Source organism: Streptomyces sp. S3(2020) (genome assembly GCF_013044505.1).
GTDB lineage: Bacteria > Actinomycetota > Actinomycetes > Streptomycetales > Streptomycetaceae > Streptomyces.
Genome location: NZ_JABERD010000048.1, coordinates 1 through 19,950, shown reverse-complemented (window position 1 = coordinate 19,950; position 19,950 = coordinate 1). Strand labels below are relative to the sequence as shown.

The 19,950-nt window shown below is 67.2% G+C and carries 18 protein-coding genes and 2 pseudogenes; 8 read left to right on the top strand and 12 right to left on the bottom strand.

Annotated features, from left to right (window positions below):
• Positions 1–152: 152 nt before the first annotated feature.
• The 3 genes and pseudogenes from HLK59_RS17690 to HLK59_RS17680 form a co-directional block, all read right to left on the bottom strand.
• Positions 153–551 (bottom strand): annotated as a pseudogene (locus tag HLK59_RS17690) (transposase); the annotation flags it as partial.
• On the bottom strand, positions 552–950 hold the full coding sequence (locus HLK59_RS17685) for a hypothetical protein (RefSeq protein WP_171142404.1): 399 nt from the start codon (positions 948–950) through the stop codon (positions 552–554).
• On the bottom strand, positions 947–1,801 hold the full coding sequence (locus tag HLK59_RS17680) for an IS5 family transposase (protein ID WP_171142403.1): 855 nt from the start codon (positions 1,799–1,801) through the stop codon (positions 947–949). Before HLK59_RS17680 ends, HLK59_RS17685 begins: the two co-directional genes overlap by 4 nt.
• Positions 1,802–2,100: 299 nt before the next feature.
• Here HLK59_RS17680 and HLK59_RS17675 point away from each other — a divergent pair, with 299 nt between their 5' ends.
• The 5 genes from HLK59_RS17675 (at position 2,101) to HLK59_RS52400 (ending at position 5,580) form a co-directional block, all read left to right on the top strand.
• A complete protein-coding gene (locus HLK59_RS17675; protein ID WP_171142402.1) occupies positions 2,101–3,060 on the top strand; it encodes a hypothetical protein in 960 nt (319 codons plus the stop codon).
• A gap of 703 nt (positions 3,061–3,763) precedes the next feature.
• Complete coding sequence (locus HLK59_RS17670; RefSeq protein WP_171142401.1) at positions 3,764–4,246, top strand: winged helix-turn-helix domain-containing protein; 483 nt, start codon at positions 3,764–3,766, stop codon at positions 4,244–4,246.
• Between the two features lie 53 nt (positions 4,247–4,299).
• The gene (locus tag HLK59_RS17665) at positions 4,300–4,857 is read left to right on the top strand and encodes a transposase (protein WP_240982475.1); all 558 of its coding nucleotides are present in this window, start codon (positions 4,300–4,302) and stop codon (positions 4,855–4,857) included.
• Positions 4,857–5,135, top strand: a complete 279-nt coding sequence (locus HLK59_RS17660; protein ID WP_171142400.1) for a hypothetical protein — start codon at positions 4,857–4,859, stop codon at positions 5,133–5,135. The genes HLK59_RS17665 and HLK59_RS17660 overlap by 1 nt, the downstream gene beginning before the upstream one ends.
• A gap of 118 nt (positions 5,136–5,253) precedes the next feature.
• The gene (locus HLK59_RS52400; protein ID WP_171142390.1) at positions 5,254–5,580 is read left to right on the top strand and encodes a polyketide synthase docking domain-containing protein; all 327 of its coding nucleotides are present in this window, start codon (positions 5,254–5,256) and stop codon (positions 5,578–5,580) included.
• 276 nt (positions 5,581–5,856) lie between these two features.
• On the opposite strand, the gene HLK59_RS17650 is transcribed toward HLK59_RS52400, so the two are convergent.
• The 9 genes from HLK59_RS17650 to HLK59_RS17610 all read right to left on the bottom strand — a co-directional run bounded on the left by HLK59_RS17650 (position 5,857) and on the right by HLK59_RS17610 (position 16,242).
• Positions 5,857–7,023, bottom strand: a complete 1,167-nt coding sequence (locus tag HLK59_RS17650; RefSeq protein WP_171142399.1) for a DSD1 family PLP-dependent enzyme — start codon at positions 7,021–7,023, stop codon at positions 5,857–5,859.
• Positions 7,020–8,027 (bottom strand): ornithine cyclodeaminase family protein, encoded by a 1,008-nt coding sequence (locus HLK59_RS17645; protein WP_206327255.1) that lies wholly within the window; start codon positions 8,025–8,027, stop codon positions 7,020–7,022. The genes HLK59_RS17650 and HLK59_RS17645 overlap by 4 nt, the downstream gene beginning before the upstream one ends.
• An 11-nt stretch (positions 8,028–8,038) precedes the next feature.
• On the bottom strand, positions 8,039–8,725 hold the full coding sequence (locus HLK59_RS17640) for a PAS domain-containing protein (protein WP_171142398.1): 687 nt from the start codon (positions 8,723–8,725) through the stop codon (positions 8,039–8,041).
• Positions 8,726–9,087: 362 nt separating this feature from the next.
• Entirely contained in the window at positions 9,088–9,876 is a 789-nt protein-coding gene (locus tag HLK59_RS17635) for a serine protease (RefSeq protein ID WP_171142397.1), read from the bottom strand.
• A gap of 373 nt (positions 9,877–10,249) precedes the next feature.
• Positions 10,250–10,558 carry a hypothetical protein gene (locus tag HLK59_RS17630; protein WP_171142396.1) on the bottom strand — a complete coding sequence of 103 codons (309 nt, stop codon included), beginning with the start codon at positions 10,556–10,558 and terminating at the stop codon, positions 10,250–10,252.
• A 48-nt stretch (positions 10,559–10,606) separates the two neighbouring features.
• Positions 10,607–12,949: a hypothetical protein gene (locus HLK59_RS17625; RefSeq protein ID WP_171142395.1), complete on the bottom strand. Its 2,343-nt coding sequence runs from the start codon at positions 12,947–12,949 to the stop codon at positions 10,607–10,609.
• Positions 12,950–12,968: 19 nt separating this feature from the next.
• Positions 12,969–13,292 (bottom strand): CU044_2847 family protein, encoded by a 324-nt coding sequence (locus tag HLK59_RS17620; protein WP_171142394.1) that lies wholly within the window; start codon positions 13,290–13,292, stop codon positions 12,969–12,971.
• Between the two features lie 8 nt (positions 13,293–13,300).
• On the bottom strand, positions 13,301–15,187 hold the full coding sequence (locus tag HLK59_RS17615; protein ID WP_171142393.1) for a hypothetical protein: 1,887 nt from the start codon (positions 15,185–15,187) through the stop codon (positions 13,301–13,303).
• Entirely contained in the window at positions 15,184–16,242 is a 1,059-nt protein-coding gene (locus HLK59_RS17610) for a hypothetical protein (protein ID WP_171142392.1), read from the bottom strand. Before HLK59_RS17610 ends, HLK59_RS17615 begins: the two co-directional genes overlap by 4 nt.
• Before the next feature lie 505 nt (positions 16,243–16,747).
• On the opposite strand from HLK59_RS17610, the pseudogene HLK59_RS17605 reads away from it, so the two are divergent.
• The 3 genes and pseudogenes from HLK59_RS17605 to HLK59_RS17595 all read left to right on the top strand — a co-directional run.
• A pseudogene (locus HLK59_RS17605) lies at positions 16,748–17,020 on the top strand (transposase); the annotation flags it as partial.
• A 213-nt stretch (positions 17,021–17,233) separates the two neighbouring features.
• The gene (locus HLK59_RS17600; protein ID WP_171142391.1) at positions 17,234–19,528 is read left to right on the top strand and encodes a DUF3376 domain-containing protein; all 2,295 of its coding nucleotides are present in this window, start codon (positions 17,234–17,236) and stop codon (positions 19,526–19,528) included.
• A 125-nt stretch (positions 19,529–19,653) separates the two neighbouring features.
• Positions 19,654–19,797 (top strand): DUF5713 family protein, encoded by a 144-nt coding sequence (locus HLK59_RS17595; RefSeq protein WP_206327254.1) that lies wholly within the window; start codon positions 19,654–19,656, stop codon positions 19,795–19,797.
• The last annotated feature ends 153 nt before the right edge of the window (positions 19,798–19,950 follow it).

Sequence of the window (19,950 nt, the reverse complement as noted above, 5' to 3'; positions counted from 1 at the left end):
GGTGGTGCGGCTCCTTTTGAGTGAGCTTGAGGCTCAGGCTCCGAGTTCGTAGTGGCGCTGGTCGGGGTGGGGATGGAGGCGTTCGCGTTCCCGCTGGGTGTGGAAGATCCAATATTGTGTCAATTTAACGGCTGATCTTGGTTGTTGAGTGGTCAGTTGTTGCTCGGGGTCAGGCGACCCTCGAAGGCGATCTGGAACGCGTTCAGGGGTGCTTTCCAGCGCATGGTCCACCGCTTGCGGCCCTTGCCCGTCGGGTCCAGGCTCATCAGCGCCATGTAGATGCACTTGAGGGCGGCGGCCTCGTTGGGGAAGTGCCCGCGGGCGCGGACGGACCTGCGGATGCGGGCGTTGACGCTCTCGATCGCGTTCGTGCTGCAGATGACCTTGCGGATCTCGACGTCGAAGGAGAGAAAGGGCACGAACTCGACCCCGGCGTCCGACCACAGCTTCACGATCGCCGGATACTTCCGGCCCCACGCTTCCTGGAACTCCAGGAACCGCTCTGTCGCCGCGTCCTCGCCGGGTGCGGTGTAGACGGTCCTGAGTGGACGTTAAGTCCGTTTCTGGTAGCGGCCTCGTCCGGGCTGGGTGAGGAAGCCTTGGCGGGTGAGGCGTCCGAGGCGAGCGCGGGTGACGTTGACGGCGGCCCCGTCGGTGGGCATGCCGAGGAGTTCGTGCAGCTCACGGGCTCGGAACTCCTGGTCGGGGTACTGGTTGAAGGCGTCCACGATGGCCTGGTAAGCGGTATTCGTCTCGGGCGGTTCAGAGTCTTCTCTTGCCGGTGCGAGTTCGGCGATGACCTTCCGGGTGGTGGCCAGGTCCGCCAGTCGTGCTTCGGTCTCGGCCAGGGCGGCGGTCAAGTGCTCGACCTGGTCTCGTAGTTCACCGGCCCGGACGGTGGTCTCATCGTGCCGTGCCTGGAGATCGGCCAGGAGCTCGGTGATGTTCATGCGGCCAGCTCGAGGGTGTCGCGCCAGGCCGGGCTCGGGGTGGTGAGGCGGCGGGTCACGTTCGCGATCGAGGCCCAGTAGACACGCGAGGCGGAGGTGTCGGGCCGGTGGTCGTACTCACGGGCCAGACGCCGGTGCAACATCAACGTGCCGTTGACCTGCTCCACGATCCACCGCTTCGGCTGCGGAACGAAGCCTTTGCCCTGGTCTTCGGGGTTGCGGCGGACGACCTCGACGTCGATGTCCAACAACACGCCATGGATGACGACTTCGTCCTTGAAGCCCTGGTCCACCAGGGCTTTCTCCAGGCGCATCCCGCAGCGTTCGGCGGCCTGGTCGAGCAGGGCGGTGCCGGCGGCGTTGTCGTGGGCGGAGGCGGCCAGCACCACGACACCGATGACCAGCCCCAGAACATCCACGGCCAGTCCCCGCTTACGGCCCGACACCTTCTTGTTGGCATCCAGCCCCGTCGTGGTCTTCGGGACACCCGCGGCCGCGCGCACTGACTGGGTGTCGATGATCACGAGGGACGGGTCCTCTAATCGCCGGGCTCTCTCCCGCACCTGGCAGCGCAGCAGTTCCTGGATCCGCTGGTCGAGCCCGTCCCGGCGCCACAGGCCGAAGTAGTAGAACACCGCCGACCAGTACGGCAGATCATGCGGGAGGTAGCGCCACTGACAGCCCGTCCGGTTCTGATAGAAGATCGCGTTCACTACCTCCCGCAGGTCACAGGACCCGGGATCACCGGTCGCCGACCGTGCCACCCGGTCCTGCTTCCAGGCCGTGATCATCGGCTCGATCAACGACCACTGCTCGTCCGATAAGTCGCTGGGGTATGGCTCTCGCTCCATGCCCCGCATCTCAGCATGGACATGCCTAGTTGGCGGCCTGCGCGACGATCAATCCCACGATCGAGCGATCACGAACCGAGGAAGATCGGACTTAACGTCCACTGAACCGTCCCGGGTTCGATCAAGCCTCTAGGTCGTGACTGTGACCTGGGGTTTCGTGGTTCCGCGGCAGTAGTTGGTCTCGTATGCGTTGTCCGTGCTGCGTGATAGGCAGGTCCTGTTGGACAGCGACGCTGCAGGGGAGAAGTGTGACCGCCGAGGAGCTAGTGTTCGATCATGAGCAGGTGTTGGAGCACGGGATGGAGCCATACGAGGGCACTGCGCTCGACGTCCGCGCGGTAATCGCGGGCATGTCGCAGGACGTCAAGGATGGCTTCTGCTTCGAGGATGTGCCCTGGTCCCGCTTCGGGCACGCCTACGGCTCGGGTGACGACGTCCCCTCGCTCCTGGCCCGGCTGCGCTCCGCTGACGCTAAGGCAGCCGGGCGTGCACTGGAACAGCTGTGGGCAGGCGTGGTCCACCAGGGCACGGTCGGCTCCGTTGCCCCGCTGGCTGTGCCGTTCCTCGTGCGTATCGCCGCCGACGCGTCCGCGCATCACCGCGCCGACACACTTTCCCTGGCCACCGCGGCGGCCCGGCGACAGCACTGGGGATACGGCACACGCACTACATTCCTCGAAGTGACGCCCCCGGGCTGGTTCTACGACTGCAGCGGCTACGCGATGAACTGGTCCATCCAGGCCTCCCGCAACGCCATCACCGCCGACATGGGCCTGCTCCTCCCCCTCCTCGACGATCCCCTCCCCGGCGTCCGCATCTCCGTCTGCTACGCCCTGGCCACTGCCTGCGGCAACGCCAGCCGCATCACTCAGACCCTGCACGCCTGCCTGGAGCGAGAACAGACTCCGGCGGTCCGGGCGAGCCTCGTCCTGGCCATTGCCGAACTCGCCCGTGAACACGGCGGCGACACGCGCATCCACGCCGTCGCCTGGACTCACGCTCTGTGGTCCAACACCTCGCAGCCACCGCACGTTCGAGTACCAGCCGCGCTCGCCTGGCTCTGCCTCACGGACACCCCCGTCCCGGACACCCTGCGCACCACCCTCGACACCCTTGCCACCGACGACCTGGCACACAACCTGAACAGCGTCCCGTGGATCGCGCACGTGGACGAGGACCACGGCCTCGCCCGCACGGTCGACCAGATGCTCAACAACGCCCAACCCGGCGTCAACGACGCCTGGGACCCCTGGAGCTGACGCAGCGAACGGCCTCCGCGCTACTGCGGCTCATACAGTCGCAGGGACTTCGCGCAGCGTGACCGTCATCGGGCCTCGGTGCCGGACGGCGCAGCCCGACCGCTACGCAGGAACGGCCACAGGGCTGCTCCCCATGGACCCCGCCCCGCCCTGGGCAGGGTGCTCCACGAGGAAAGCGAGTACGCGTTCACCCTGGAGACGAGCATGACTCCCCGGTCAGGGAGCGCCGTGTCCGCCCCAGCAGACGGTGCACCGGTCTCCGGCACTCGCGATATGGATATTTCCGCCCTGGACGGCGATCATCCAGGGCTCGGCCGCCGAGCCCTCCTCAAGTGCGTAAGTCCCGAACGGGTTCGAGCCATCACCTGCGCTAGCACGCGCGCTTCGTGTGAAAACGCTCTCTTCGCTTCGCCCAGTTCAGCTCATAGACGGCCCACCCTTGAATGAGAGACCGGCGCGATCCGGCGCCGGATGAGTCTCGGCCATGCAAAAGCATCCCTACGTTGTTCTGCGGGAGGCGGTGAGCCCTTCGTATGGTTCACCCACCCAGGGGCGCCGGGTGTGGTTGAAAAAGCTCTGCCGCTTGTGGCTCTCAGTGATTGGCCGCCCGGTGCCCCACGACGACTCGGCTGCCAATTACTGATCTCTTCGGGGTGTTGTCGGGGGTGGTGACGGGTGGTGATCCCTGCGGTAGGCCGGTGGTATGCGGTATGCGCAGGGTGGCGGACTGACCGCCGAGAGGCGGCGGTTACGCGAACGGATCCGGTACGAGGCGGGCGAGCGGTTTGGTCGCGGTGAGAGAAACGTGCTGATCGCGAAGGATCTGCGGGTGAGTGAGCGGTCGGTGGAACGCTGGCGGCGTGCCTGGCGGGAGGGCGGAATGGACGCGCTCGCCTCCTCGGGGCCGCCGAAACTGCCCAAGCTGTCCGATGGCCAGTTCGCCGAACTGGAGAAGGAACTGGCGCTGGGGCCGGCCGTGCATGGCTGGGAGGACCAGCGCTGGACCCTGGCCCGGATCAGAGAGCTGATCGCCCGGAAGTTCCGACTGGACTGCTCGTCGGCGGCGGTGTGGCGGCTGATGCACCGGCACGGCTGGTCCTGGCAGTCGCCGGCCCGCCCGGCACTTGAGCGTGACGAGCAGGCGGTGGGTCTGTGGAAGAAGGATGTGTGGCCGCAGGCGGAATGACCGCGGCGGCGCTGGGTGCGTACATCGTCTTCGAGGACGAGGCCGGGTTCTCGATGACACCGCCGCGCGCTCGCACCTGGGGCCGGCGTGGGCACACGCCGGTGGTGCGGGTGCGGGACCGCTCCTGGCGCCGCTGGTCGATCGCGGCGATGTGCTGTTACAAGCCGGGCGAGACGTCCCGGCTGATCTACAGGCCGCGCCGCCACCGCAAGCATCGGGGCAAAGGCCGCGACACCTTCGCCTGGAGCGACTACCGCGATCTGATCGTCCGCGCCCACATTCAACTCCAGGCTCCCATTGTCCTGATCTGGGATAATCTCAACACTCACCGGGCCGCCGGGATGCGTGAGTATGCGGCCGCGCACGACTGGCTCACGATCGTCCAACTGCCCTCTTACGCCCCGGACTTGAACCCGGTCGAGGGCATCTGGTCGCTGTTACGGCGCGGGCCGCTCGCCAACGTTGCCTTCACCGACGACGAGCACCTCGAACGCACCCTCCGCCGGGGCTTACGTCATATCCAGCTCCGGCCCGACCTCATCGATGGCTGCCTGGCCGGCACCAGACTGACCCTCACCCAGCAGCCGACAACAACCCGAGGAAGTCAGTAATGTGCGTCTACAACCGCGACCGGGCCCTGTACCACCGCCTGGACGTCGCCGACGCCCCGCGGCTGGACCGCTGCCAGCCGACCTGCGCGAACATCGCACGCACCGACCACCACGCCGACCAACTCCTCCAGCACGCCCAGACCTTGGAGAGGCAGGCCTCCTCCGAGACACTGCCCGGCCCGCTCGCCGACCGGCTGTGCCAGCGCGCCGGACAGCTACGCGCGCTGGCCGACCGCCACGTCCACGACCGCATCAACGCCCAGGAGCCAACCACATGAGCCCCGCCCCCGATGAACGCGATGGCATCCAGATGGCGATGGACCGCATCCTGGGCGGCCGGCCGGCCGGAATACTCCAACGGGGCACTGACCATCGTCGCGCGCGGCGGAGGCACAGGTGCCCCGCAACGCGCTCACCCGGCGCCATCCGGATCTGAAGAACGCCTTCTACGACCAGGTCCGGGCCCGCGGCCAGACGCCGGCCAGCGAGAAGCGGCTGCGCCAGCAGGTCCGCAAGCTCAAAGAGCTGTGGGCCGCCGACGCCGAAGAGATCGCCCGGCTGAAGACCGACGTCGAGGCGCTGGTCGGCGCCCTGAACCAGTCGATGACGGAGAACCGTCTGCTGCGCCAGCAGCTCGCCGACCGCACCGGCGTCCTCCGCATGCTGCCCACGCAATCCCGCACCGGAGACACCACACACCCGCTGCCGTCCGGCCTCATGTGATCGTCCACTTCCGCAATCTCACCCACAGCCGCCTTCACCTACCTCACCGCGCGGATGGTCCTCGCCCTCCTTGGACTGCTGATCGCCTCCGGCGCCGGGAACGCGGTCGGGTAAGAGCGGCCGGGTCAGCTGCCGCAGGCACACCTCGCGGCGGCCTTCGCCTCGGCCGGGGTCCGGCGCGCAGGATCGTCGCCTCGTCCGCGTGCGCGTACGCCTCGAAGCGACACGGCGGTCCTGGCGGATCCTTGAGGTGAAGAGGGAGGGGCCCGGGGCAGCTCACCAGCCGGTGATGCGGGTCCAGCGCGCATGGATCACCGGGGCGGGCTCCGTGCCCTTGCTGCTGTCGACGACGTGGTAGCCGTGGTGCTGGGCGGCGGTGGCGCAGGCGTGGTTGGGCAGGATGCGCAGCCGGGTGCCGACCGGCAGGTCGGGCAGGTCGGTGCCGTCGCGGACGGTGAGGGTGCCGTGCTCCTGGCTCGCGGCTGTCATGACCAGGTTCGGAATGAGGTGGCCCGCCAGGTCGGTGACAAGACCGTAACCCTGGTCCTGGGCCTGGACAGCGGTGCCGCGGTCGCGGGACATGGCCATCCAGCCGCCGTCGGTGACGATCCACCCGTACTCGGGGCGGTGGCCGATGACGGTGACGACCACCGACAGGGCGAGGTCCTGCACCTGGCAGACGTCGAGGCCGGCCATCACCAGGTCGAAGAACATGTAGTTACCGGCCCGCAGTTCAGTGACCCCTGTGAGGTCCTCGGCCGCGTGAGCAGTGGGGGTGGAGCCTGCGCTGACGCAGGCCACGGGCAGATCGGCCGCACGGAGACGTTCAGCTGCGGCAACCGCGATGTCGCGTTCGCTCTGCGCGGCCAAGCGCTGTTCTTCGGCGCTGTAGGCGAAGTACGACTCGCCTGCGTGGGTGAGCACGCCGTCGAGGCAGGCCGCGTCGTGCAGGATGCGGCCGATCTCGGTGAGGGTGGGGTCGTCGGGCTTGAGACCACCGCGGTGGCCATCGCAGTCGATCTCGATCTGGGCCGGGATGGGCAGGCCGGCCTGGCGGGAGGCTTCCGCGACGAAGACGGCCTGCTCGGTGCTGTCCAGCAGGACCCGCAAGGTGACGCCGCGGCGCAGGAGAGCGATGACGCGGGGGAGCTTGTGGGGATCGATGCCGACGGCGTAGGTGATGTCGGTGTAGCCGCCGTCGGCGAACGCCTCGGCCTCGGCGAGGGTGGAGACGGTGACGGGACACGTGTTGCCGTCGTTCAGGAGCGCTGCGGCGTCGAGGCTCTTGGCTGTCTTCATGTGAGGGCGCAGGGCGACCCCGAGCTGGTTGGCCCTGGCCTGCAAGCGCTCGATGTTGCGCAGGCTCTTGTGCACGTCGACGACGGCGAACGGGGTGTCCGGATCATTCAGGGTCTGCGCGGCGGGGGCGGGGGTGGTGGTCACAGGAAGATGTCCATCTTCTTCAGGAGGGCCAGAGCCAGGTACAGGTCCTGCAGTCCGATTCCGGAGCTGTCGAAGACCGTGATGTCACGGTCATCGGTACGCCCTTTTGCGCGCTGGGTAAGGACCTCGCCGAGCGGGATGAGGACGGTGTCCTCAGGTGCGTGCTGGCTTTCGCCCATGCGGCGTGCCTGCTCGGGCAGGTCGCAGAAGACCCGTGCGCGGGCGAACAGGGCGGGTGGCAGCTCCCGCTTTCCGGGGGCGTCAGCTCCCATGCAGGACAGGTGCGTGCCGGGGCGGACCCAGTCGGCCTCGAACAGGGGTGGGTCTTCGGCCCGTGTGGTGGTGGCGGTGACGATCACGTCGGCGCTCGCGCAGGCTTCCTCGGCACCGGCCACACGTGCTGTGCGTCCCTCTGCGGTGAGCGCGGCAGCCATGAGCGCAGCACGGCCCTTGTCACGTCCCACGACCAGGATCTCACCGATCGGCCGGACCCGGGCGACGGCCCGCGCCTCATAGGCTGCCTGATGGCCGGTGCCGAAGATGGCAAGGGCGGCGGCGTCGGTGGGGGCGAGCAGGTCGACGGCGAGCGCATCGGCCGCGGCGGTCCGGTAGGCGTTCGCGGCACCGAGCTCCAGGACGGCGGCGATCCGGCCGATCCTTTGGTCGAACAGCAACAAAGTGGAGTGGTGACGTGGCAGCCCGCATTTCAGGTTGTCCGGCCAGTAGGTGCCGATCTTCACCCCGGCATGCGTCGCGGACGCGGACGGCTTGAGCGTGAACTGGTTGCGCGGATCAGAGCCGTGCACGGCCAGAGAAGGGAAGACCACGCCCTCCACCGTCGCGGCGAAAGCCGTGCGTGCCGCTTCCAGAGCCAGCTCCTCGTCCACGAGCACAGCCGTCTGCTCCTCCGCGACGAACAGCAGGCCACGCTCTGCGTCCAACAGCGGGCCGGAACTGGGCGGAGAAGCAGGTGCGGAGTGTGCGGCCGGTCCGGTGTCGGTCATGTACTGCCCCTTTACTTGGCGTAGTTGTAGACGGTGGCCCGGGACACGCCGAGCAGGTCCGCGATGGTCTGCGCGGCGTCACGCCGGTCGAAGTAGCCCTCGCCCTGCAACTGCCGCACGAGCGCCTTCTTGTCGTCCCGACTCAGCGACCGGGGGGTGGCGCCGCGCTCTGCGGCCAGTGTCTCCACCGTTCGGCGCAGCTCGCGCACGTTGCGGTCCCGCAAGTTCTCCAGCGGATGCTCACGGTGCTCGACATCGGTGGCCACGAGGTTCGACAACACCAGCGTCACCGGCGACAAGACGGACACGTCGAGGTTCAGACACAGGGCCGCGATGTACTGGCCCGCGCGGTTCTTGATGCCGATCGACGTGCTCTTCACCGGCCGACCGTCGGGAAACTGGTTGGGGTAGTTCTGGATCACACTCGGGTACTGCGGATCCGCGATGCGGGCCAGGCCCAGCTCCGTGGCCGAATCCCCGACCTCCCGGCCGGAAAGGTTGTTCTCGATCACCCGAATCGCCTGCTGCGGATCCCTCAGGTCGTGCAGCACCACCTCACACAGCCCAGGAAACATGCGGCCCAACGCCACAGCGATCTTCTCCGCCTCCCGGATGAGGTGCTCATCGCCCTCGGCCGCATCAACGGCCACGGAGCCACTGCGGTCGTCTTGCGGCCCACCAGCCACAGGATGCCCCATGGTCGCCTCTTCCTATGTTGGACTTATATTCCATCTTTAGACAATGATGCTAAGACATTCTCTGGGTCGTGTTCAACCCCCCGATGAGAGCAATCGCACCTTGGTGTGCACGAGCAGGCTGGGCTCCAGGACGGCAGGCCTGCTGCCAACAAGTTGAACTTGACAGAGAACACTCGGGAGACGATGAGCGAGATCCTGTCCGGGGACGATGCGGTAGCCGGTCCGGATACGGGTACGGAGCCGGAGGGCGAGGCCGAGGCACCTGCGGTGGAGGCGGACCGGTTCGAGGTCGGCTCGCCGGTGGGGGTGCGTCTGGTGCCGTCGTGGTCGGCGGCGTTGGGCGTGGATGTGCTGTCGCCTGGTTATGCGGACATCGTGCACCACGCGGTGAGGTCGTCCAGGATCCCGGTCCGGCCGCGGAACCGCACGGCCTCCGTTTCGGCCCGGATCAGGAAGCCGGGTGAGTTCAGGGGCCGTGGAACCGGCTGTGCCAGCAGCCCAGCCAACTCGACCGACTCCAGTCGGAGCGGGCCGTCAAGGTGTCGCTCAACCGTCTCGCGGAACCCTGCGTCACGGATGAGTTCGGCCAGTGGGACGGCTTCCAGGACATCGGAGTCGTACTCCACCGGGTCGTGTTCGACAATCCCGATCAGCAGACCGTCGTCACTGAAGACGGGGCCGCCGGAGACTCCCTGCCACGGGGACCGGTCCGCTTCTACCCCTTTGCGGGGCACGGCGTCGGACAGGGTGACCTGGTGCCTGCGGCCGATGCCCAACGTGCCAGGGTTGACTGTCCCGGCCAGCTGGACGACCTCGCGGAAGGGGCGCCTCAGGCCTCGCGGGAAACCCCAGATCTCGCAGTCCGCCCGTCGGGAACTGCCAGTGAACCGTCCGAACCGGACGGGCGGCCGCGGGGCCGGTTCCGCACCGTCCAGTTCGATGAGCGCCGCATCGAGCCAGGAGTCGTCACGCTGCCACACCACTCGGCCCTCGACGACCGTGTCATCGTCGAGGAAGCGCAGCCGTACAGACCGGTCACTGACGGGCCCGGTGACATGCCCAGAGGTCAGCACCAGGCGTGGGGCGACACGGAAGCCGGACCCGAAGGCAACGGACATGACCTCGACAACCCTGGACTGGTCCACGGACATGGGACAAGTTGACCAGATCAAGTCGTAGCAGGGACAACACAGATGAGAATCAGCGCCCCGCTGTCCCGGCCTCCGTACACTTGCGCGCCTCACTTGACCCTCGATCCACCGCGTGAATGCTGATCTTCGATCTCGGGCAGGGTTCCGGTGGCTTTTCGGGTGCGGGCAGCGCGTTGCGACGGGTGACCGTCCGGTGCGGGGTCTCCGAAGTCTTCCTTGGTCGCGGGCCGTCGGTGCGGTGGCGTGGGTCAGGTGGTCATGCGCTGTCCGGTGGTCGTCCACAGGTCGGTGAAGTCGGCTTCCCAGCGCCAGCGTTGCGGCAGGTGCAGGGTGGCGCGGCGGGCGCCGGTGGCGATCCGGGCCGGGATGTTGATCAGGTGGCGGCGAATGGCGCCGGTGCGTGCCCTGGCGTGGAAGGTGGAGGCAAGGTGTCCGGCGGCCCGGGTGAGGTTGTAGGCGGTGGCGGCCAGGCGGCGTTCGCGGTGAACTTACCCGAGGGCAGGTGGCCGAGCGCGGAGTCCTCCAGGTCGGCGAAGACCTGTTCCACGACGGCGTGCTCGCGGTGCATCGGCTCGGCCTGGACGAGGGTGAAACGGCTGTCGGTGAAGATGACGTGGTGGCGCCAGACACCGAACAGCTCGGCCTGGCCCTGAGGAACGTTCTTGGGGTTGAGGCGCTTCACGCGCCGCACGATGAGCCGGGCCGCGGTGCGGCACAGAACGGGCCCCGGTCAATGCGCCGCGGGCGGTACCAGGGGCCCCTTGGGCAAGGGCAGGGACAGGGCCGTCCGGTCGAGCAGGACCTCGGCGCACAGGAAGTCCAACTGGACTGATGTCTGGTCTAGTTGGTGGGTCGTCACTCTCGACGACGTCCGCGTGCCCGAGTCGACGCCGAGCGCCGAGGCACCGCGCGCGGTGATCAGGTGGCGGTGACCGGCGCCCGCCAGGCCGGTGATCGTGGGAACGTCGGGGTTCTCGGGGTTCCACGTGTAGGCGATCTCGCTCCGGGTGGTCCAGCTCCGTCCCTTGGCCGAGGTGAACTTGGTGCCCTTCGGGAAGACGATCTGGCTGCCGTCCGTGAGTCGCCCCTCGATCCACTCGAAGATCTGTTCGGCGACTTCTTCCCCGCCCTTGAAGCCCGACTTGACCTCGAAGACCGCGAGGATCTGGACGCGGTTGCCGTGCTTCACAACGATGATGTTGTCCGAGAACAGCTTGGCCGCTGACAGTTCCTTGCCGTCCTTCAGGCGGATCTTGACTCCGCTGACGAGCACAGCGCTCCTGTATTTCCTGTCCGACTGAGCGATTCGCTTGAGTTCGGTGTGCTGGATGGCCTCAGAGAAGATCTCCGCCACATTCCCTTTGAGGATGCGGAAGCGGCCCGCCGACACCTTTCGACGCAGCAGTCCGATGCTCGCCGCGCCCTCGTCCGGTCCCTCGGCCAGCAGTTTGCCCAGGCGCTCCCACAGCCGGGGGTGTTTCCGTACGAGGTCAAGGTGGGCCTGAAGCAGTTCGTCGGTGTAGCCGTCGGGGCGGGGGATGTCGAGGAGGTTCAGCGGAGGCGCCTGTCCGACGGCACGGAGCTTCGCGTAGTCCTTTCCGAGCAGTGTGACGAAGAGGTCTCTGGCCTCGCCGTGGGTGACGCTGCGGGCCCACTCCACGGGGTCCTGCTTCGGCCTCTTCTTGCGGCCCTGTCTGGCGGCGTAACGCTCATACGCTTCCTGGAGTTGCACGTGCGCGAAGCCGCTGCCGTTCGCGTTGAGCAGCGTCGCGATGGAAGGCTCGGAGCCAGGGATGCGGTCCAGGATGGCGACAGCCTGCTTCCACATTTCGTGCGGTGGCCGCTTTCCGGCCTTCACCATGGCCTGGATCTTCGAGATCACCGCGTAGTCCTCGGCGCTGAGGCCGGCCTCGCGGACGCGCCGGGCCAGGTCGGCCGCGTCGTCGGCGTGCTCGGCGAAATGACGCACCAGGCGGCGCGCGCCCTTGAGGGCCGCGCCGCCGACGAAGGGCAGTACGGCGCCGACGCCGAGCAACGCCAGGTCCTTGGCGTCGAGACGCCTACCCCATTTGTCGCGGCCGGCGGTCACTCCGTACAGCAGTTCCGCAATGTCGACCACGTCGCCCAGGACCGGTACGAATCCGATCGTGACGTCGAACGCCAGCTGCGCCGCGAGGATCTGCGTCCGCAGCTCCGCCGGGAGATCCACGGAGCCGGCGCGCCACCCCGCGCCCGGTTCGAGCGGCGCGCCCAGGGGCGGCACGTCACGGATGCGGTCGACCTCCCAGCGTTCCCAGGAGTACGTGAGGGGCGGCGGCGCGGGCCGTTCTTCGCCCGGGTACCGGAACAACGGCGGCCAGGACGGCGACATGAGGGTGACCGTGACACCTGGTGTGGTGACGAGCCGAAGCACGGGCCGTGGCTGGGCGTCGAGGTCGATCTCGAAGGTGTAGCGGGCCTTGGCGTCGAGCGCGGCCTGGGGGTCCCGGGACAGCGCGGGCACGGTGATGGTCCACTCGTCGCCGGTGTCCATGTGGTGGATCACGGTGCCGTTCAGATCGTGTCGTACGACGAAGCGTCGGCTCTGGTCGAGCGCCATCGAGTAGGGCCGGGGCGGATCCTCCGGGGTGGCGCCCGGTAGCGTCCCCATGACCGTGTACTTGGCCACTTCGTATGTGCCGACCAGGTGCGTCGAGGGGATGTCGGAGGCCAGGCGGGGCAGTACTTCGGGATGCTGCACCCGGTACAGGTGCAGGTCCGGCATTCCGGGTCCGGGGGTCCAGGCGTCGGGGAACCCGTCGAGTTGTACAGAGGCCCCCGGCGCGGCGACAACCTTCAGGACCGGGGGGCCGGGCGGCGATCCAGGAGACGCGTGCGACCCGTGCGAGAAGCCCCAGACGAACGGCAGGGGCTGATCCTCCGTGACCCGTTCCTCCTCAATCAGCAGGACGCGGCGCGGCCGGTGGTCGAACTGGTTGAGCCGGAAGCTCAGCACGGCCGCACGGCGGCCCCTGATCTCGGTGAGCACCGCCTCGTAGAGCGTCGTGCTCCGGGGGATCACGTAGGTCCACATGGCTCAGGCACTCATGGGCTCACGCACCGGGGAAGCCCGGTATCTCATGCTCCGGCGCGGCGGGCTGCTGCGACCAGGACAGGGACACACGGAAGTTGGCCCGCTCGGCGTCCTGGCCGACGGCAAAGCCGCCGTTCACCGCCCTGAGGCCGAACGCCAGGGCCAGCTCGGTCGGGCGCTGTTCGGGCGGCAGCTCCCCAAGGCGCGCGGCCGCCTGCACGACGAGGGTGCGCACGCCGTCGAGGAGCCCGGACAGGCTCGGGTCGGCCGCCGCTCCCCCGGTGTCATCGACCTCGACCTGGAGGCCCGGTACGTCGCTGAAGTTCCGGTACGTCGTCGCCATGGCGGCCGCTACTCCTCAACCAGTTTGTCGTCCGGTTCGGGTTCCAGGTCTGGGAGTTCCGGTCCGGGCTGGAGCCACACCAGCGTGGTGGGCAGGCGTACCGTCCAGGAGTCCGGGTCGTCCTTGTCGATCTCCACCTCGCGGTCGATGTCGACGAGGTCGGTCTCGTCCTCGACCTCGCTCAGATAGCTGTTGTAGAGCGCGGCGTCGGGGTCGTCGGTGGAGCTGAGTTCCGGGACCGGGCCGCCGGTCCAAATCTCGCCGGTGAGCTGGTACCAGAGCACGGCCTCAGTGAAGCTGGGCTGCACGGGCACGACGACGGTGGCCGCACCGGCCTTGAGGAAGCGTTCGAGCAGCGGATCAGTGCTCTTCATGGAGGCCCGGTCCAGCCAAGTCGATTCCCGGCCCCAGAAGTAGGGGTGCAGGGTGTAGGTCATGTTCCGCCAGTCGAAAGCGCGCTCGAAGAAGTCGAGGGCGGTCGCGTTGGCCACCGCGTTGTCGCGCAGCAGTACCGGCGGAAGGTCGGGCCGGGAATGCGTGGCCATGTCCTGGACCCCGTCCGCGAGGTCGGTCGCGCCGCCCGCCCACAGGGTGAGGCTGGCGCGTTTGAGTTCTTCCTTCTCCATTTCGCGGTTGAGCAGCGGATTGTTGCCGCCGATCGCGACACCCTGCTGGATCTCGGTGACGGCGACGCGTTCCTCGTAATCGAGGAGTTGTTCGCGGTAGGCGTTCATGATGGCCTGGTAGGTGGCCAGTTGCCATGTATGGAAGGCCTCGGGGGTCAGCTGGCATTCGAGCAAGACGGAAACCGCGAAGGCGTGGACGCCCACCCCTTCACCGGTGACTCCCAGCTTTCCCTCCGAGTTGTTGCACACGAACGGAGCGAAATGCGCAGGTGCGGATCTGGTCTTCAGGTCTCCTCCGATGATGAGGTTGAATGTCGCCCAGACCTCGGCACGAAGGCTCCTCGTGTACCAGCCGTTCACGGCCCAATAGCCTTTGGGAATGGTGATGCCCTCGTGAGTGAAGGCGAAAGGCGGTGGAAGGCCGCCCGCCGCTGTCGGTATCTCGCGTGACAGTTCGGTGGTCAATATGACGCTCGCAGGTGGTGGTGGTTCCACCCCGGTTGCTCCACTGAGCGCGACCAGGCTGCGGTAGTTGACGCGGGAGATCTGCGACGGGATCAGCGGCGAACCGTCCCCGAACCCGAAGATGCTCGGCACTGGCGGTTTCGTCGGAAGCACCTTGTTCTCGTGGTGGTGCCGCTGCGCGAAGATGTAGAAGGCGGCGGGTTCGGGGACCGAAAACTGGTACATCAGGCGCTTGCCGTAGTTGACCACTTTCTGCCGGTACACCTTGTCCACCCAGCGGTACACGCCCGTGACGTGCTCCGCCGAATCGTTGCGGAATCCATGAGTGTTGGTCTCCTCGACTTCCTCCAAGGTGCGGGTGCGGCGTTCCTCACGGGCGCGCTCAAGGACGCGTGACACCGTTTTCTCCACGACTTCCTTGGCGTATTTGGTGGAGTTGGTGTCGGCCTCTTCCTTGGATGTGTTGTCCGCGAACTTGGCGAAGGCGTTGAGCTGCACCGGGCCGTATCCCGCCGACAGTTCGAGGCCCGCCTCCAGGCTGGTCTCGGAGGTGATGGTCCGCTGCGATTCGGCCTCGATCTCGAAGCGTTCGGTGCTCTGGAGGTCGCGCCGGTTCTCCTCCTCCCGCTCGTGTTCGAGGGTGAGGGTCTCCTCGACCTGTCGCAGCCGACGGTGCTCTCGGCCCCTGCGCTCGCGGGCTAGCACGTTCTCGATGTGGGCCACCTCGCTCGCAACGTAGCGCACCAGTCGCTGCTTGGTGACCTTGAGGTCCCCGATGCCGAGCGGGGTGATGGCAGGTTTCATGAGGCGCTTTCTCCCGCCGTTTCCCCCACCGTGGGCGGGTGCAGACCGCGTACGGTGCGCCGGGCCAGGGCCTGCGCGCCGATGCCCCGGACCTCGACGCGAGTCTGCAGGACGGTGAGCGCGGCCGTGTCGGCGGCGATCTCCTCGTCCAGGACCTGGGCCACCTCGGGCACGATCGCCCCTTCGAAGGGGAGGCCGAGGCGGCGCAGCTCGGTGGCCACGTCGCGCAGCGGGTCGGCGTCGTCGCCGGTGAGCAACCAAGGCGGGCGCAGGACCACGTCGTCGTCATCCGGCAGCGGGTCGAGCCGCAGGCGGCCGATCCTGCGCCGGTAGAACTGGTCGAGGTTGCGCCGGGCCGCGCGCAGCCGCCCGATGGACTCGACGAGCCGGGCGATGTCCTCCTCGAGGGAGTCGTCGGGCTTTTCCGGAACGGGAGTTGCGCCCGGCGGCTCGACGAACAGCTCGTGCGGCAGGTTCACGCGGGCCGTGTCCAGCCGTGCGACGCAGGCGCAGCCCTCGGCATCGTATCGCCAGTCGGCCTCGTCCTGGGGCGGGCGGAGCCGTTCCACGGCGGCCAGGATGCGTATCCAGTCGAGCAGTTCGGGGCGGTCGCCAGGGCGGATCTCAGGGGCCAGGGCGTTCGCGTAGTAGCTGCGCCATACGATGCGCTTGGCTTCGGCGAACCGATCCGGGTCGTCGATCAGGGCACGGACCTGTTCGCGCAGCACGGCGGCTGAGCTCTCTCTACTCTCCACCCAATTCTGGCCCTCTGTTCGGCACAGTCGGCCGAGGTAGTCCCGCATGTTCTTGCTCAGCGGGCGGAGATCCTTCCAGACGTCGCTACGGGCAAAGTACTGCGAGGACCTGATGAGGTCGGCGGAGACAGTCCGGCGGGCCTGGCGGAGCGACGTCCCCTGGTGCGCCTTGCGCCAGGCCTCGACTTCTTTCACGAACTCATCGCCCGCCGTCCTGTTGACCAGGCTGCAGGTGTCGTCGGCCGCCGCCGGGGCCGGTGGCCGCACCGAGACGAACTTGAAGAGATTCCGCACCACCATTGCGCATCAACTCACTGATGTCGGAGGGCAGTTAGAGTCCATCAACGCGCCCGCTCGGGGGTAAGTCAAGGGGCCGTCCTTCTCTGGGAATGCTCGTAAATCCGGGACCATTGACCCGGCGCCCCGTCGTCCAAGGACCCCTGCGCCCGCGCCAGGGCGTCCCTGCCGGCAGGGACGCCCACCCTCCGCGTCCGCTGGAAGCCTCCGATGCCCGACACTCTCATGCCGCTGTGCAACATGCCCTGTCCCACACCGGCTTCGCCAAGGCCGAAGGGCCCTGGCTGCTGGTCGCTGCGGAGGAGGACGACGCGGGAATCATGGGGTGTGTGCAACGGCTGCTACGGACGCCGACCGGGGAGCTGCGCGGGGCAACAGTCATGCCTCGATCGGATGCCGCGAGTGGGACCGTCCGGGTGTTGATCAAATAAGTGGAGAGTGCTGCTGACCTGCAACGATGGGACTTATCGAGGGGCCTGTCAGGTGCAAGGAAAGAAGCACTCTCCAGATGAAGAGGCGTAGCGGGTCGTACCCGCGTGTCCGTGTCGAGGGCGGCGGCCGTGGGGCGGTCTCACAGACCGGGTCGGTGCTGCTGGTCGAGACAATCCGCAAGTCCGGCCTGGACACCGCGATATCGGCGGCGCTCGCGCCCTGGCGCAGGACGCGGGCGGTGCACGACCCGGGCAAGATCCCGCTGGATGTGGCACTGGCCGTCGCACTCGGCGGAGACTGCCTGGCCGACATCGGCATGCTGCGGGCAGAACCCCCGATGTTTGGGCCGTCTGACATGCCGCTTGTACGGGACTGTTCGGCGGTGCCGGCCGAGCACCCGCGGCGGGCGTCAGCGTTCACTCAATCACGGCCTGAACCCAAACGGTGACCCTCCACAGGGGATGCTGAAGTACCGAGAATAGCCCCAGGGCCGAGCGCCAGCCCAACCCTATTGGTGCTGGCCAACGCGCGGCACAAGCGCCGCTGAGCCAGAGTGGTGAACATGTCGGAACACGAGGAAGAGATCCGCGTTGCGCTGGTGATGAACGGGGGTGTCAGCCTCGCGGTCTGGATGGGCGGGGTCACGCACGAGATCGATCTACTGCGGCGCGCCTCCGATCTACAAGTGGTTCCTGGGATGGTGCGTGAGAACGACCAGCCGGTCTTCAAACGGTGGCGCGGTGCGTGCGACTCCCCGCTGGGGGGCCTGCGGCGTCGGGTCATCGTCGACGTGGTGGCAGGTACGAGCGCCGGAGGCCTGAACGGCACTTTGTTGGCCACTGCGATTGCGCGAGGTACCGCACTGGACCCGGCATCCGACGCAGGCGCATCGGGTCCAGAGGCAGCCTCACCCAAGCTCAAAAATATCTGGCGAGAAGACGCGGCCTTGGAGTTCGACAAGCTCCTGCCGCGGCCGGGCGCCGGGCCGCGTCCCTCGATCCTGGACGGAACCTTCTTCGCCCATGCCGTCGACCGAGTGCTAAAGAGCATTCAGGAGCCAGACGAACCGCGCCTCTCGCCGCCGGTCACCCTGTTTGTAACGGCGACCTCGACCGGGCCGGACTCGCAGCTGTATCTGGATGCCTTCGGCAACTCCATGGCCTGCCCAGACCATCGTCGGGTCTATTGCTTTGAGAAGCGCGCCGGTCAGTACACCTACCGAGCTGATGCGGAGGGGCAGCGCCCCTGGGAGGAGGTATTCACAGCCACTCCCCGTGACGACTTCGCTCAGGCCACCGGATTCCCGAACGCGCTCGCTTCGGTCGCACGATCCTCCGCTGCTTACCCCCTGGCCTTCGCGCCGGTCTGCGAGTCGGAGTTGCCCGCCACCTTGCGGACGGGAGGAGTCGGCCGCCCGTCGTGGCTCATGGACGGCGGTGTACTGGACAACGCGCCCTTCGGGCCGGTACTGGAGGCCATTGCCAAGCGCGAGCTTTCCGGTCGCGTGCGGCGCCTTCTGGCGTACGTGGTCCCTTCCGCCGGTGTTCTGACCCCAGCCGCGGACCAGTATTCCGAACCACGATGGACTCATGTCCTGGGCTCGGCGATCCAGCTTCCACGGGAAGCAGACCTGCGGACCGACGTGGAGGCCATTCAATCGCTCCTTGGCCAAGCGGACGGGCTCGGCGTGGACAGCCAGGAGTTCTTTGCCACCCTGCTCAACGATCCTGACCAACGCGAACAGGCAACGGCCACGGCCCAACTGCTGTTGCCCACCTACCGCGGCGGGCGGATCATCGGTGGCATCTTTGACGCTCGTCGACTGGTTGCGACCGCATCCCTGGCACCAACGCAAACAGCACAAACTTCCGAAGACCTAGGCGGCACAGTCCCACGATGGGTGCCAGAAGTAGGGGCTATCGGCTTGGCAGAGGACGATTGGCAGTGGGGGGTGGCCGGAGCGGAGCGGACGGTTCGCCTGCTCGTACGCGACCTGCGGCAGCGCCTGGAAGACGCTCCTGGAGAGGCCAATGTAGCCAAAGGTCTCTTCGAGCTGAGCACCAAATGGCTCCCACGGATCGACGCCGTGAAACAGGCTTTTACTGACACCCTGCGGGAGAGGCTGGATGAGTCGGGCGAGGCCCAGGCCAGGGACATCGCGGCCATCGTCAACGAAGTCATTGACGAACTCCGTACGCGCAACACCCTGGCCTGGCTCGTCGGCGAAGCCTCGACGTCCTACTGTGAGGCGGCCATGCCCGGACTCGGCCACGACGAGGTCGTGCAATGTGCCCTGAACGTCGAAGTGATCTCTCGTGCCTTCCAAGCCCGTTCCCCATCGCGCGCTGTTGCGCCGTTCGAATTCCTGCGGCTCGGCCCGGATGTGGATATGCCCGTACTCAACACCCCATTGAGAGCCCAAGCCCGGGAAAGCGCCGAACACAAGCTCTACGGGACCCAACTTGCCCACTTCGGTGCCTTCGGCGATGCGAGCTGGCGGGACTGGGACTGGTTGATCGGTCGTCTGGATGCCGTTGCCCACCTCGGTCATGTGCTTGGGCAGAACGAGGACTGGATTCGAGAGACACAGCTGGCGGTGCTCACGAGCGAGAAGGTCAATCGCGAGACCCTCTCGGCGCAGATGGCATCCATGCTGGACGCCTCATCGCCCGGACTCCTCGGCGACCTGAAGAGTCTCCCCGACAACCGTGGGCGCAACTTGGTGCGCAACATCGTGGACTCCGCAGCCGACGGACTCGCCCACCTGGAGTACCCGCCTGTCCTGCGGCGCCCCGCTCACATCCTCGCCCATGTTCACAAGCCACTCCGGTGGTGGCTGCGGCACAAGGGCTTCTGACGAACTTTGCCAACTGCATTTCGGCGGACTACCCAATGGGCAGTGTGCATCGTGAAGTTGCAGGTCACGGGTTTGGTGTATGCAGGGTTCTCGACACTCGTGCCGGTCGTGGGTGGATGACTTCGGTGAAGATCGTCAGTCATCGGGAATCCTCGCGGTTCGTGACGGTGGCACGGGAGTGGATCTGTGACGAGTTCTGCTTCGTCGCGTCGGCATACCGGTTCGTGGACGCGGACGCGGAGAAGCTGACCTCAGGCCAGGACTGGTGAACGAGGACGGGAAGGCCGCTTCCGGTTACTGACCTTGTTGGCGTGATGTCGCAGGGGCTGACAAGCGTTGGTTCTCGCAGTAGGCCGGTCATATGAGGTATCCGCAAGGGGGTGGGCTGACCGCGGAGCGACGGGTGTTTCGCGAGCACATCC

Bases quoted from the DNA above. Each gene is read 5' to 3' on its own strand.
- HLK59_RS17685 (WP_171142404.1), bottom strand. From the start codon at position 950: ATGAACATCACCGAGCTCCTGGCCGATCTCCAGGCACGGCACGATGAG.
- HLK59_RS17680 (WP_171142403.1), bottom strand. From the start codon at position 1,801: ATGGAGCGAGAGCCATACCCCAGCGACTTATCGGACGAGCAGTGGTCG.
- HLK59_RS17675 (WP_171142402.1), top strand. From the start codon at position 2,101: ATGGAGCCATACGAGGGCACTGCGCTCGACGTCCGCGCGGTAATCGCG.
- HLK59_RS17670 (WP_171142401.1), top strand. From the start codon at position 3,764: ATGCGGTATGCGCAGGGTGGCGGACTGACCGCCGAGAGGCGGCGGTTA.
- HLK59_RS17665 (WP_240982475.1), top strand. From the start codon at position 4,300: ATGACACCGCCGCGCGCTCGCACCTGGGGCCGGCGTGGGCACACGCCG.
- HLK59_RS17660 (WP_171142400.1), top strand. From the start codon at position 4,857: ATGTGCGTCTACAACCGCGACCGGGCCCTGTACCACCGCCTGGACGTC.
- HLK59_RS17645 (WP_206327255.1), bottom strand. From the start codon at position 8,027: ATGACCGACACCGGACCGGCCGCACACTCCGCACCTGCTTCTCCGCCC.
- HLK59_RS17640 (WP_171142398.1), bottom strand. From the start codon at position 8,725: ATGGGGCATCCTGTGGCTGGTGGGCCGCAAGACGACCGCAGTGGCTCC.
- HLK59_RS17635 (WP_171142397.1), bottom strand. From the start codon at position 9,876: ATGTCCGTGGACCAGTCCAGGGTTGTCGAGGTCATGTCCGTTGCCTTC.
- HLK59_RS17625 (WP_171142395.1), bottom strand. From the start codon at position 12,949: ATGTGGACCTACGTGATCCCCCGGAGCACGACGCTCTACGAGGCGGTG.
- HLK59_RS17620 (WP_171142394.1), bottom strand. From the start codon at position 13,292: ATGGCGACGACGTACCGGAACTTCAGCGACGTACCGGGCCTCCAGGTC.
- HLK59_RS17615 (WP_171142393.1), bottom strand. From the start codon at position 15,187: ATGAAACCTGCCATCACCCCGCTCGGCATCGGGGACCTCAAGGTCACC.
- HLK59_RS17610 (WP_171142392.1), bottom strand. From the start codon at position 16,242: ATGGTGGTGCGGAATCTCTTCAAGTTCGTCTCGGTGCGGCCACCGGCC.
- HLK59_RS17600 (WP_171142391.1), top strand. From the start codon at position 17,234: ATGTCGGAACACGAGGAAGAGATCCGCGTTGCGCTGGTGATGAACGGG.